Origin of the sequence: Catellatospora aurea (assembly GCF_042663325.1) — a bacterium.
Lineage (GTDB): Bacteria > Actinomycetota > Actinomycetes > Mycobacteriales > Micromonosporaceae > Catellatospora > Catellatospora aurea.
Window position 1 is genome coordinate 102,604 of record NZ_JBHTAC010000022.1, and the last position, 13,049, is coordinate 115,652.

Here is a 13,049-nt window from a genome sequence, read left to right on the forward strand (position 1 = left end):
ACTGGCCGATCACTGGGAACTTCGCACGGTCGCGCAGCCGGGGCAGACGCCCCAGTAGACGACCTCCGCCTCGTCGACCACGAAGCCGTGGTCGTCCGACGCGGTGAGACAGGGGGCTTCGCCGACCGCGCAGTCGACGTCCGCGATGACGCCGCAGCAGCGGCACACGACGTGGTGGTGGTTGTCGCCCACGCGGGACTCGTAGCGGGCGACCGCGCCGGCAGGCTGGATGCGCCGGACCAGGCCCGCCTCGGTGAGCGCGCGCAGCACGTCGTACACGGTCTGGTGGGAGACCGCGGGATGCTCGGCGCGCACCAGGGCGATCACCGTCTCGGTGTCGACGTGCGGATGGTCGCCGAGCACGGCGAGCACCGCCAGCCGGGGCTTGGTCACCCGCAGGGAGACCGCCCGCAGCTGCGCCTCGAAGCCCGTCACCTGCCCAATATTGCCATAATCTTGACCGATTCAAGTTAACTTCGGAGATTGCAGGCTGTGTCGCGCTAATTAGGCCCTCTTGACAGCATTTTTACGGCACCGGGGCGGAGCACCCGGTGCCGGACACGCTGCGGACGGCGAATTTCGCGTTCAGTGCGTGAGCACCGGCTTGACCACCCGCCCCGCCGCGGCGTCGGCGGCGGCCTCGTTGACCTGCGCGAGGCCGTACCGGGTGATCAGCCTGTCGAGGGGGAACCGGCCCGCCATGAACAGGTCGACCAGCTGCGGGATGAGGATGCCGGGCACGCTGTCGCCCTCCACGACGCCGGTGACCGTGCGGCCGAACAGCCGCGAGATGTCCAGCGACACCTCCCGCCCGGTGCCCGCCGAGCCGACGACCGCCGCGCTGCCCCCGACGTTGAGCACGTCGACGGCGTTACGGACCGTCTGCGGCAGCCCCACCGCGTCCACGGCGTGGTCCACCCCGCCACCCGTCGCCTCGGTGATCTGCTTGACCACGTCGTCGTCCGCGGCGTCGTATCCGGCGGTCGCGCCGAGTTCGGCGGCCAGCGCGAGCCGCCCGGGGTGCAGGTCGACCACGACGATGTCCCGGCATCCCGCGACGGCCGCCGCCATCACCGCGGCCAGGCCGACCGCGCCCGCGCCGAAGACGGCGATGCTGCCCGCCGGTCGCGGCTTCAGCACGTTGAACACCGCTCCCGCGCCGGTCTGCAATCCGCAGCCCAGCGGCCCGAGCAGCTCCAGCGGCGCGTCCGGGCGCACCCGCACCACGCAACGCTCGTCGGCGACGACCAGCCCGCTGAACGAGGACTGCCCGAAGAAGTGGCCGCCCAGCTCCGCGCCGTCCGCGCCGCGATAGGCGGTGCTGCCGTCGGGGCGGCGACCGCGCAGGTTGAGGCCCAGGAAGGTCCGGCACTGCATGGGATGCGCGCCGAGGCAGTTCACACAGCGCCCGCAGCTCGCCGGGGCGAGCACGACCGGGTCGCCGACCGCCACCGAGCGCACGCCCGCGCCGACGGCCTCGACCACGCCGCTGCCCTCGTGGCCGAGCACCGCGGGCGGACCGGGCGGCATGACCTGGTCGCGGGCCAGCAGGTCGGTGTGGCACAGGCCGGTGGCGACGACCCGGACCAGCACTTCGGCGGGCCGCGGTTCCTCGACCTGGACGTCTTCGATCGCGAACGGCCCGCCCTTGGCGCGTAGCACGGCGGCACGGCTGGTCGACATGGTCTCTCCTAGCTGTGGTCGGTGACGAGGACGCCGTCGCGGTAGCGCAATCGGTGCGCGCCCGGCACGGGCAGGTCGGGGAACGGGAACGGGGCGACGTCACGATCGGCCATGACCAGCCACGCCTCGCCGGTGCCACGGCCGGCCAGCACGGCCTCCAGCGCGTCGGCGACCAGCGCGGGATCGGCCACGGGCACGCCCGCGGCGCGGATCGCCTCCTGGCGAGCGGTGATCATCGGGGTGTCGACAAGGCCGGGGCACAGCGCGTTGACGGTGACCCCGTCCGCGGCGAGCACCGGGGCCAGCGAGCGGACCAGGCCGATCACGGCGCTCTTGGTCGCGGAGTAGAGCACCTCGATGGAGGGCCGCAGCGCGGCGGCGCTGGCCGTCACGACGACCGCGCCGGCGGTGGCGCGCAGGTGCGGCAGGGCCGCCTGGACGCCGAAGACCACCGAGTCCAGATTGGTGGCGACGATGTGGCGGTAGCGGTCGAGGTCGAAGCCGTCACCGGGGGTGGTGCCGCCGATGATCCCGGCGTTGAGGTGCACGACGTCGAGCCGGCCGAACCGGGCCACGGCGGTGTCGAACAGCGCGGTGTTGGCGGCGAGCCGGGTGACGTCCGCGGCGACGAACTCACCGCCGATCCGGGCGGCGACGGCGCTGCCGCGCTCGGTGTCGATGTCGGCGACGACGACGTGCGCGCCGCCGCGGGCGAGGCGTTCGGCGCACGCGGCGCCGATGCCGCCCGCGCCGCCGGTCACGACGGCGACCTTGCCGTGGTGGGGGCCGTGTTCGGTCATCGGCACTCCGTTCCGGGTAGGGGTGGCGCGGCGGGAGGACCGCCGCGCCACCGTCGATCAGCGGATGCTCAGGGTGTGCTGGAACACCCCGCACGGGTCGTACTTCGCCTTGACCCGCCGCAGCCGGGGCAGGTTCGCGCCGTAGTAGAGCTCCAGCGCGCTCACCCCGCTGCCGTTGTGGGCCGGGTCGACCAGGTCGACGTCCGGCCAGTTGATGTAGCAGCCCTCGTTGGCGTCGCTCGGCGCGGGCACGCCGCCGGTGGAGGCGTACAGGTCGCGGAAGAACGCCCGGTTCCAGTCCAGGTGGCGCTGGTCGTCGGCGGGCACGTCCCAGCAGCTGAAGACCGAGCCGAGCATGATCGAGCGGCGGTGCGCCGTCGCCGTCGCGTTCGGGGCCAGGGCGTTGATCCGGCCGCCGTACGAGGCGATGGTGAACACCGACGCCTTGTGCGCGTAGTCGGCGCGGGTCAGGTGGTGGTACGCGATGTCGATCTGCTCGTCGGTGTAGCGCTTCTTGAGCAGGCCGCCCTTGGTCTTCGAGCGCGGCGGGCCGAGGATGCCCATGGACACGGCGGTGTCCGGGGCGGAGATGGTCGGCTGCAGCCACGGCTGCACCGGGGTCTTCACGATCAGCGGCGTCGGGCCGACGCCCACGCCGAGCGCGGCGAGGAAGCTGTCCAGCAGCGTGACCTGGCTGGGCACGCTCGGGTCGACCTGGCCCGAGATCAGGATCTTCCCGTTCTCGATCCGCGGCGCGATCATCGACGCGTACAGGGCCGCGCCCGCCGAGCCGGCGGCGCTGTTCTGCTCGTGCCAGGCGCCGAAGTTCGCGCAGAGCCGGCGGAACGCGTCGGCGGTCATGTCGGACCAGTTCCAGATGGCCCGGCCGACCAGGTAACCGCCGGGGGCCTTGGGCAGCAGCTGGGTGGGGTTGGTGGACCGTACGCCCGGCTGGCGCAGCCAGAACTTGGTGACCACGCCGAAGTTGCCGCCACCGCCGCCGGTGTGCGCCCACCACAGGTCGTAGTTGGGGTCGGCGGGGTTGTCGGTGGCGACCACCGCCCGCACGATGCCCGCCGCGTCGACGGTCACCACCTCCACGGCGACGACGAGGTCGGCGACCAGGCCGTACTGCCGCGACAGCGGGCCCACGCCGCCGCCGACGAAGTGGCCGCCCGCGCCGACCGCCGGGCACACGCCGCCGGGGATGGTGACGCCCCAGCCGTAGTAGAGGGTGCGGTAGATCTGGCCCAGGGTCGCGCCGGGCTCGATGGTGAACGCGTTGCGCACCGGGTCGAACGCGATGTCGCGCATCTCGGTGAAGTCGATGACGATTTTGACGGCGGGGTCGTCGACCAGGCCGTCGAGGCCGTGCCCGCCCGAGCGGACGCCGATGCGCTTGCCGCCGCGCACCGCTTCGCGGACCGCCTGCACCACGTGCTCGGTGCTGCCGACGATGCGGACGGCCTCGGGCGTGCCGACGAAGCGCTTGTTGTAGCCGCGCAGCTGCGTGTCCGCGTAACGCGGGTCGGCCGGCGTGATCGTGGTCAGCCCCGGCGGGAGCTCGCCCGGGTCGTGCGCGGCCGCCGGCGCGGCGACGACGCCGGTGGCGAGGCCGGCCGCGGCGGAACCCGCTCCGGCGATGAGCATTCTTCGGCTGAGCCTGGACATGCGTGAGTCCTTCGAGGGGTCGAGGGAATGGTCGTGGCGCTTTTTGTCGAACGATTCTCCTAATGCGATGGAGAGGCGTTTGCGCCAAGGCGAGGATCACGCATTGTCACGGTCGAGTCGACCCCTAACAAACCCCTATGGGACCCCATTTCCCGTGCTTATCACCGCTCGGTGACCAATGGCTTGCGGAATGCTGTCGCGGCCGTGTGCTAAAAGGCCCCCGGAATGGTTCCTGTCGGTAATCGAACAATTCCGGGGGGCCGCTGCGGATGGGGTCAGCCTGCTGCGGCTTCCTTCTTGCGCCGGGGGTCGATCACGATGAGCAGCCGGGCGGCCAGCGCGCCGACCAGGGCGACCCCGCCCGCGACCGCGCAGGCCACGGCCAGGCCGTGCACCATCGCGGCCGCCTCCGGGTCGGCGCCGGTCGGATTGCCGAGCAGGTATCCCGCGGCGGCCACCGCGGACACGGTGTTCAGCAGCGCGGTGCCGATCGAGCCGCCGATCTGCTGCGAGGTGCTGACCACGGCCGACACGATGCCCGCGTCACGGGCGTCGGCGGCCGACATCGCGGTGCTGAAGATGGGCACGGCGATGTTGCCGACACCGATGCCGAACAGCAGCAGCGCCGGCAGGATGTCCACCGGGTACGTCGACTCCGGTGTGAGGCGGGTCAGCAGCAGCAGGCCGATCGCGGACACGACCAGCCCCGCCGAGATCATCATTCCGGGGCGCACCCGCAGCAGCAGCTTCGGAGCCACCTGCGTGGAGTAGATCGCGGCGGTGACGATGTAGGCGAGGAAGGCCAGACCCGCCTGGATCGGCTTGTAGCCCATGACCGACTGCAACTGGTAGGTCATGCCGAGGAACATGCCGAGCATGCAGAACGCGGAGATCGCCATGGCCAGGAACGCCCCGCCGCTGTTGCGGTTGGTCAGCACCCGCAGCGGCAGCAGCGGCGCACTCACCTTCGACTCCACCACCGCGAAGGTCGCCAGCAGCAGCGCGCCCACCAGCAGCGCGCCGATGATCACCGGGGACGACCAGCCCAGGTTGGCCGCCTCGCCCAGGCCGTAGATCAGCGACAGCAGACCCAGGGTGCCCAGCACCGCTCCCGGCACGTCGAGCTTGGCCTCGTGCCGTCCGTCCGTCCTCGGCACGGTCAGCCAGGCGCCGACCAGGATGAGCGCCGCGATGGGCAGGTTGACGTACAGGCACCAGCGCCAGTCCAGCAGCGTGGTCAGCGCGCCACCGAGCACCAGGCCGGTCGCGCCGCCCGACATCGAGGTGGCGGTGAAGATGCCGAACGCCCTGGCCCGCTCCTTCGGATCCAGGAACGTCAGGCTGATCAGCGACAGCGTCGCCGGGGCGATCAGCGCCGCGAACACGCCCTGCAGCGCCCGCGCCGCCAGCAGCGTCTCGGCGCTGCCGGCCGCGCCGCCCAGCGCCGAGGCCAGCGCGAACCCGGCCACGCCGATGATCAGCGAGCGGCGGCGTCCGATGTGGTCGCCGATCCGGCCGCCCAGCAGCAGCAGCCCGCCGAAGGTCAGCGCGTACGCGGTGACCGCCCACTGCCGGGTCACGTCGGTCAGGCCGACGTCCTGCTGCGCGGAGGGCAGCGCCACCGCAACGATGGTCGAGTCCAGGGTGACCATCAGCTGGGCCAGCGAGATCACCGCCAGGCCGGTCCAGCGGCTCGACGGGCCGCGCCCGGTCTGCTCCGGGCTGGTCACCGCGTCGGTTGTCGTCATCTCTTCTTCCTCAAGTCCGGGACGGGAGGGGGCTGGTCTCAGCCCCGCTCGGTGAAGCTGATGGCCGACGCGGGGCACAGGTAGGCCGCCTCGTCGAGCAGCGCGCGGTGGCTTTCGTCGACCTCCGCGACCAGCACCACGACGGTGCCGCCGTCGTCCTGGTCGAACACGTCGGGTGCGGTCCGCACGCACTGCCCGGCCCCGATGCACCGGGTGGCGTCGCCGCTGGGCAGCAGCGTCCTCGCGCCGCTCACCAGGTCACCGGCAGCTCGGCGATGCCGAAGACCAGGCCCTGGCGCATCGGGATCTGCTCCATCGGCACCGCCAGCCGCAGGGCGGGGATGCGGGTGAACAGGGCCCGCAGCGCGATCTCCACCTCCACCCGGGCCAGGTTCTGCCCGATGCACTGGTGGATGCCGAAACCGAAGGTCAGGTGGTTGCGCACGGTGCGCCGCACGTCGAGCTCGTTGGGCCGCTCGAACTGGGCCTCGTCCCGGTTGGCCCCCGGGTTGAGGAAGATCAGCCCGTCGCCGTCGGCGATGGTGAGGTCGCCGAGCTGGATGTCGGCGGTGGCGACTCGGGACAGCCCGCCGGTGATGGCCAGGAAGCGCAGCAGTTCCTCGACCGCGTTCGGCCACAGCGACGGGTCGTCGAGCAGCAGCGCCAGCTGATCCGGGTGCTCCAGCAGGGTCAGCACGCTCAGCGCGATGGTGTTGGCCGTGGTCTCCTGCCCGGCGATCACCAGCACCAGCGCGTACTTGACCAGCTCGTCGCGCTCCAGCTCACCGGCGAGGACCTTGGCCACCAGATCGTCGAGCAGGCCGTCGCCCGGGTCGGTCTCCTTGGCCCGCAGCAGCCGCGACAGGTAGTCGGTCAGGTCGGCCAGCGCGTCCACCACCTGCGCCGGATCGAACCGGCGGTAGGTGAGGTCCTCGAAGTACTCCCGGTCGGCGAACGGGACGCCGAGCAGCTGCGACAGCACCATCGCCACGGCGGGTTTGGTGTACTCCTCGACCAGATCGACGACCGGTCCCTTGGCCGTGATCGCGTCGAGGCGGTCCGCGCAGATCTGCTCGATGCGCGGCCGCAGCACGCCGATCTTCTTCAGGGTGAAGCTGGGCAGGATGTCCTTGCGCTGCCGGGTGTGCTCCGGCGGGTCCGTGCGGATCAGGGCCCCGATCGCGGGCGTACGCGAACTCTGCAGCTGCGTCAGCGCCGGGATCGGCATCGGGAAGTTCGGGTGGAACCGGTCCACCGACATGTGCGGGCTGGACAGCAGCTCACGGGTCTCCAGATGGCCGGTCACCGCCCACACCGGACGGCCGTCGAACTGGCGCACCCGCGTCACCGGCCCGATCGCCCGCAGCTCCTCGTACGCCGCTGGGGGGTGGTACGGGCACTCGCGGGTCATCGGCAGCTCGGGCAGCTCCCCGGCCTCGTTCTCGTCGTTCATGGCGAATCGGCCCTCCAGGGCGAGCGGTGGGATCAGGGCGCGGGGGTGAGGAAGTGGCCGTCGACCCGGACCACCTGGCCGGTGATGTTGGAGTTCGCGGCCGAGCACAGGAACGCGATCGTGTTGGCCACGTCCTGCGCGGAGGTGGTGCGCTTGGTCGCGGCGGCGGCCGACGCGTACTGGATCAGCGACTGCGGCTGGCCGTCGGCCGGGATGAAGCCGGGCACCACCACGTTGGTGTAGATGCCGGCGCGGGCCAGCTCCCGCGACATGACCTTGGTCAGGCCGTGCAGCCCCGACTTCGCGGCCGCGTACGGCGCCCGCCCCGGGAAGCCGTCCTCGGCGAACGTGGACGACACGTGCACGATGCGTCCCCAGCCCGCGGCCCGCATGTGCCCGACCACCGCCCGGCTCAGCAGGTAGGGCCCGGTGAGGTTGCTGGTCAGCGAGTCCACGAAGCGCTGCGGCGGGGCATGCTCGAACAGCTCGCCGTGCGCCGGGAACGGCGGCAGCGCCACCGCGTTGTTGACCAGGATGTGCACCGCGCCCCAGCGCGCGGCCGCGGTGTCCACCGCCGCCTGGATCGACCCGGCGTCGGCCAGGTCCAGCCGGGTCGCCAGGGCCTCGGTGCCCGCGCGTTCGGCCTGCTCCAGCAGTTCCTTCGTGCCGTTCGGGTTGCTGTGGTACGTGCCGAGCACACGCGCGCCGGCGGCCGCCAGGGCCAGGGCGGTGGCGCGGCCGACGCCCGAGCTGGCACCGGTGACGACGGCCACCTTGTTCTTCAGGCCAAGGTCCATGACGTGAACGCTCCGGAGGATGTGGACGGCCAAAGCTGGCGCCCGCGGCGGAATACCGCGCCCACGGCACATCACCGGGGACGCCGAATGAGATATCCGGGAGCGTAACAACGGACACCCCTATGCGCATTAGGGGATTTGTAGGGGTTGTCCTCGCGACGGTTTCCCGGACAGCCTATTGCCATTGCTGTGTCTCAATAGACATCTCGGTGTCACGGGTTCGGCATCGCTGTTCATGGTGGGGCGGAGAGAATGACTCATACTGTTGATCCCGACGCGGGGCACGCGCACTCGATCGCAGTGGTGGGCATGTCGGTCCGGCTGCCGGGCGTCGCGTCCGGACGCGATTTCTGGCGGCTGCTGCGCGACGGAGCGCAGACCGTCACCGAGGTCCCGGCAGACCGCTGGGACGCGGCGGCGGCATACGACCCCGACCCGTCGTCACCCGGCCGGATGACCTCGAAGTGGGGATCCTTCCTGGACGGCGTCGACCGGTTCGACGCGGCGTTCTTCCACGTCTCGCCTCGCGAGGCCGCGGCCATGGACCCGCAGCAGCGCCTCGTGCTCGAACTCGGGTGGGAGGCGCTGGAGGACGCGGGCGTGCTGCCCGCCTCGGTGCGCGGCACCCGCCTGGCCGTGTTCGTCGGCTCGATCTGGGACGACTACGCCCGGCTCGTCTACCGCGACGGCGTGCCCACCGCCTCCCAGCACACCGCCCCGGGCGTGCAGCGCAGCGTGCTGTCCAGCCGACTGTCGCACTTCCTCGGCGTGCACGGCCCCAGCCTCACCGTGGACAGCGGACAGTCCTCGTCGCTGGTCGCCGTGCACCTGGCCTGCGAGAGCCTGCGCCGGGGCGAGTCCGACACCGCCATCGCGGGCGGCGTGAATCTGAGCCTGCTGCCCGAAACCTCGATCATCTCCAGCAAGTGGGGCGGGCTGTCGCCCGACGGCCGCTGCCACGCCTTCGACGCCCGCGCCAACGGTTACGTGCGCGGCGAGGGCGGCGGCGCGGTGCTGCTCAAGCCCCTGGCCGCGGCGCTGGCCGACGGCGACACGATCTACTGCGTCATCCGCGGCGGCGCGGTCAACAACGGCGTCGGCGAGACCCTGACCACCCCCAGCGCCGACGGGCAGCGCGCGGTGCTCCGCGACGCGTACGCCGCGGCCGGGGTCGACCCCGCCCAGGTCCAGTACGTCGAACTGCACGGCACCGGCACCCGGGTCGGCGACCCGATCGAGGCCGCCGCGCTCGGCGCGGTCCTCGGCGCGGACCGCGACCCGAGCCGGCCGCTGCTCGTCGGCTCGGTCAAGACCAACGTGGGGCACCTGGAGGGCGCGGCCGGCGTGACCGGCCTGATCAAGGCCGCGCTCGCGCTGCACCACCGGAAGATCCCGGCCAGCCTCAACTACGAGACCCCGAACCCGGCGATCCCGCTCGACGAGCTGCGCCTGTCCGTCGCGCGCGAGCTGTCGGCCTGGCCCCGCCCGGACGACACGCTGCTGGCCGGGGTCAGCGGCTTCGGCATGGGCGGCACCAACTGCCACCTCGTACTCAGCGAGCCGCCCGCGATCCCGACCTCTCCGACCACCGCGCACGCGCCGGTCGGCGTGTGGCCGCTGTCTGCGCGCACCACGCCCGGCCTGCGCGACCAGGCCCGCGCGCTGGCCGAGCTCGCACCCGAGGGCGTCGCCGACGTCGGCTGGTCGCTGGCCGCCACGCGCACCGCGTTCGAGCACCGCGCCGTCGTCGTCGGCTCCACCCCCGACGAGCTGCACGCCGGGCTGGCGGCGCTGGCCGCGGGCACCCCCGCCGGACAGGTCCACACCGGCCAGGCCGTCGGCGGCAAACTCGCCGCCTTGTTCACCGGGCAGGGCGCGCAGCGGGTCGGCATGGGCCTGCAGCTGTACGCCGCGCACCCGGCATACGCCGCCGCGTTCGACGCCGCCTGCGCCGCCCTCGACCCGCACCTGCCCCGGTCGCTGCGCTCGGTGATCGAGTCCGGCGACGGGCTCGACGACACCGGCTTCACCCAGCCCGCCCTGTTCGCGGTCGAGGTCGCGCTGTACCGCCTCGTCGAGTCCTGGGGCGTGGTGCCCGCGCTGGCGAGCGGGCACTCGATCGGCGAGATCACCGCCGCGCACGTGGCGGGGGTGCTGTCCCTGACCGACGCCGCGACCCTCGTCGCCGCCCGGGGCAGGCTCATGCAGGCGCTGCCCGCCGGTGGCGCGATGGCCGCCGTCCAGGCCGATGAGGACGAGGTCCGCGAACTGCTGGCCGGGGTCGCCGGGCCGATCGCCGTGGCCGCCGTCAACGGCCCCCGCGCCGTCGTGCTGTCCGGAGCCGAGGAGCAGGTCGAAGCCGCCTGCCGTGAGCTGCGCGAGCGCGGCCGCAAGACCCGCCGCCTCACCGTCAGCCACGCCTTCCACTCGCCGCTGATGGACCCGATGCTGGACGGGTTCCGGGACGTCGTGGCCGGGCTCGCGTTCGCCGAGCCGCAGATTCCGCTGGTCTCCACGGTCACCGGCCACCTCGCCTCCGCCGCGGAGCTATCGGACCCGGACTACTGGACCGGCCAGGTGCGACAGGCCGTCAGGTTCGCCGACGCCGTCCGCACCCTGGTCGGCGAAGGCGCGACCACGCTGCTCGAATGCGGCCCGGACGGGGTGCTCGCCGCGATGGCCGGCGACTGCGTGCCCGACGGCTCCGACGCCGTCGCCATTCCGGCCCTGCGCGCCGGGCGAGACGAGCCCGTGAGCGTGGCCACCGCGCTTGCCCGGCTGCACGTGCGCGGCGTCGAACTCGACTGGGACCGGATCTACCCCGGGGCCCGCCGGGTCCCGCTGCCCACCTACGCCTTCCAGCGCGAGCGCCACTGGCTCGACACCGCCACCGCACCGGCCCAGGGGCTGACGTCGACCGCCGGGCCGGGTTCGCGGTTGGTCGCGACTGCCGTGCCGAGCTCGCCGGAAGGGCCCAGCGGCGCAGCGCATCCCGGGCAGGCGTCGACGGTCGGGGCACCGGTCCCGGCCGGTGCGGTGCCGAGTGCGCTTGTTCCTGACCGCGCGGCCGTCACCGGGCTGGTCCTCGCGCACGTGGCCGCTGTCCTCGGGCACACCGACCCGGCCGCCGTGCCGCTGAGGGCTCCGTTCAAGGAACTCGGGCTCGATTCGCTCGGCGCGGTCGAGCTGCGCGACGCCCTGGCCGCCGCCGTCGGGCGGGCGCTGCCCGGCAGCCTGCTGTTCGACTACCCGACCGTCCAGGCGCTGATCGACTTCCTCACCGACGGCGCGGCGGACGCCGAACCCGGGTTCACCGACGCCTCGGACGAGCCCGTCGCCATCGTCGGCATGGCCTGCCGGCTGCCCGGCGGCGTCACCTCGGCCGACGAGCTGTGGCAGCTCGTGTACACCGGGACCGACGCGGTCTCCGAGTTCCCGCAGGGCCGGGGCTGGGACCTCGACGCGCTGTTCGACCCCGACCCGGCGGCCACCGGCACCGTGCACACCCGGCAGGGTGGTTTCCTGCACGACGCCGACCGGTTCGACGCCGAGTTCTTCGGCATCTCGCCGCGTGAGGCCCTGGCCATGGACCCGCAGCAGCGGCTGCTGCTGGAGACCGCCTGGGAGACCGTCGAGCAGGCCGGCATCGACCCCACCACGCTGCACGGCGACACGGTCGGCGTGTTCGTCGGCGCGTCGCCGCTGGACTACGGGCCGCGCATGCACGACGCGGCCGAGTCCGTCGAGGGTTACGTGCTCACCGGCGCGACCCCGAGCATCCTGTCCGGCCGCATCGCCTACCAGCTGGGGCTGGTCGGCCCGGCGCTGACCGTGGACACCGCGTGCTCGTCGTCGCTGGTGGCACTGCACCTCGCCGTCCAGGCGGTCCGTCGCGGCGAGTGCTCGATGGCGCTGGCCGGTGGTGCCGCCGTCATGTCCACTCCCGGCATGTTCCTGGAGTTCAGCCGCCAGCGTGGGCTGTCGCCGGACGGGCGCTGCAAGGCGTTCTCGGCGGAGGCCGACGGGACCGGTTGGGCCGAGGGTGCGGGGATGCTGCTGGTGGAGCGGCTGTCCGATGCCCGGCGGCTGGGACACCGGGTGCTCGCGGTGGTACGGGGTTCGGCGGTGAACCAGGACGGGGCGTCGAACGGGTTGACCGCGCCGAACGGTCCTTCGCAGCAGCGGGTGATCCGGCAGGCGCTGTCCTCGGCCGGTTTGTCGTCGGCGGACGTGGACCTGGTCGAGGCCCACGGCACCGGCACGAAGCTCGGCGATCCGATCGAGGCCGAAGCGCTGCTGGCCACCTATGGGCAAGGCCGGGTCGAGGGCCGACCGGTGTGGCTGGGGTCGTTGAAGTCGAACATCGGGCACGCGCAGGCCGCGGCCGGTGTCAGCGGTGTGATCAAGGTGGTGCAGGCGCTGCGCCACGGAGTCATGCCGCAGACGCTGCACGCTGCCAACCCGTCGCCGTTCGTGGACTGGTCGTCGGGCGCGGTCGAGCTGCTGACCGAGGCGAAGCAATGGCCTGACCTGGACCGGCCCCGCCGGGCGGCGGTGTCGTCCTTCGGCATCAGCGGCACGAACGCGCACGTCATCATCGAACAGGCCCCACAGGACGAGCAGCCCGCCGACGCCCGTCCCGCCGGACTCCCCGTCGCCCCGATCGTCGTCAGCGGCCACAGCGCCGAGGCGCTGCGGGCCCAGGCACTCGCCCTGCACGATCACGTCGCGGCAGAGTCGCCCGATCCCACGGATCTGGCGTGGTCACTCGCCTTCACCCGGACCGTGTTCGAGCACCGTGCGGTGGTCGTCGGCGGCGATCGTGACGAGCTGCTGTCCGGTCTGCGGGCGGTCGCCGACGGCACTGCTGGTGGTGTGGTCGGTAAGGGTGCGCCGG

At 72.7% G+C, this 13,049-nt stretch carries 9 protein-coding genes; 1 reads left to right on the forward strand and 8 read right to left on the reverse strand.

What is annotated here, in order from left to right; all coding sequences use genetic code 11:
- Positions 1-9 precede the first annotated feature (9 nt).
- The 8 genes from ACFQO7_RS21740 to ACFQO7_RS21775 all read right to left on the reverse strand — a co-directional run bounded on the left by ACFQO7_RS21740 (position 10) and on the right by ACFQO7_RS21775 (position 8,152).
- Positions 10-435 (reverse strand): Fur family transcriptional regulator, encoded by a 426-nt coding sequence (locus tag ACFQO7_RS21740; protein ID WP_376808066.1) that lies wholly within the window; start codon positions 433-435, stop codon positions 10-12.
- A gap of 150 nt (positions 436-585) precedes the next feature.
- Complete coding sequence (locus ACFQO7_RS21745) at positions 586-1,683, reverse strand: NAD(P)-dependent alcohol dehydrogenase (protein ID WP_376808067.1); 1,098 nt, start codon at positions 1,681-1,683, stop codon at positions 586-588.
- A gap of 8 nt (positions 1,684-1,691) precedes the next feature.
- On the reverse strand, positions 1,692-2,483 hold the full coding sequence (locus tag ACFQO7_RS21750; RefSeq protein ID WP_376808068.1) for an SDR family NAD(P)-dependent oxidoreductase: 792 nt from the start codon (positions 2,481-2,483) through the stop codon (positions 1,692-1,694).
- 57 nt (positions 2,484-2,540) lie between these two features.
- A complete protein-coding gene (locus ACFQO7_RS21755) occupies positions 2,541-4,154 on the reverse strand; it encodes an FAD-binding oxidoreductase (protein ID WP_376808069.1) in 1,614 nt (537 codons plus the stop codon).
- Between the two features lie 275 nt (positions 4,155-4,429).
- Entirely contained in the window at positions 4,430-5,902 is a 1,473-nt protein-coding gene (locus tag ACFQO7_RS21760) for an MFS transporter (protein WP_376808070.1), read from the reverse strand.
- 38 nt (positions 5,903-5,940) lie between these two features.
- The gene (locus ACFQO7_RS21765; protein ID WP_376808071.1) at positions 5,941-6,156 is read right to left on the reverse strand and encodes a ferredoxin; all 216 of its coding nucleotides are present in this window, start codon (positions 6,154-6,156) and stop codon (positions 5,941-5,943) included.
- On the reverse strand, positions 6,153-7,355 hold the full coding sequence (locus ACFQO7_RS21770; protein WP_376808072.1) for a cytochrome P450: 1,203 nt from the start codon (positions 7,353-7,355) through the stop codon (positions 6,153-6,155). Before ACFQO7_RS21770 ends, ACFQO7_RS21765 begins: the two co-directional genes overlap by 4 nt.
- A 32-nt stretch (positions 7,356-7,387) precedes the next feature.
- Positions 7,388-8,152, reverse strand: coding sequence for an SDR family NAD(P)-dependent oxidoreductase (locus ACFQO7_RS21775; protein ID WP_376808073.1), 765 nt, complete (start codon positions 8,150-8,152; stop codon positions 7,388-7,390).
- A gap of 252 nt (positions 8,153-8,404) precedes the next feature.
- Here ACFQO7_RS21775 and ACFQO7_RS21780 point away from each other — a divergent pair.
- Positions 8,405-13,049: beta-ketoacyl synthase N-terminal-like domain-containing protein (locus tag ACFQO7_RS21780; RefSeq protein WP_376808074.1), on the forward strand; the 4,645-nt coding region annotated here is incomplete at its 3' end.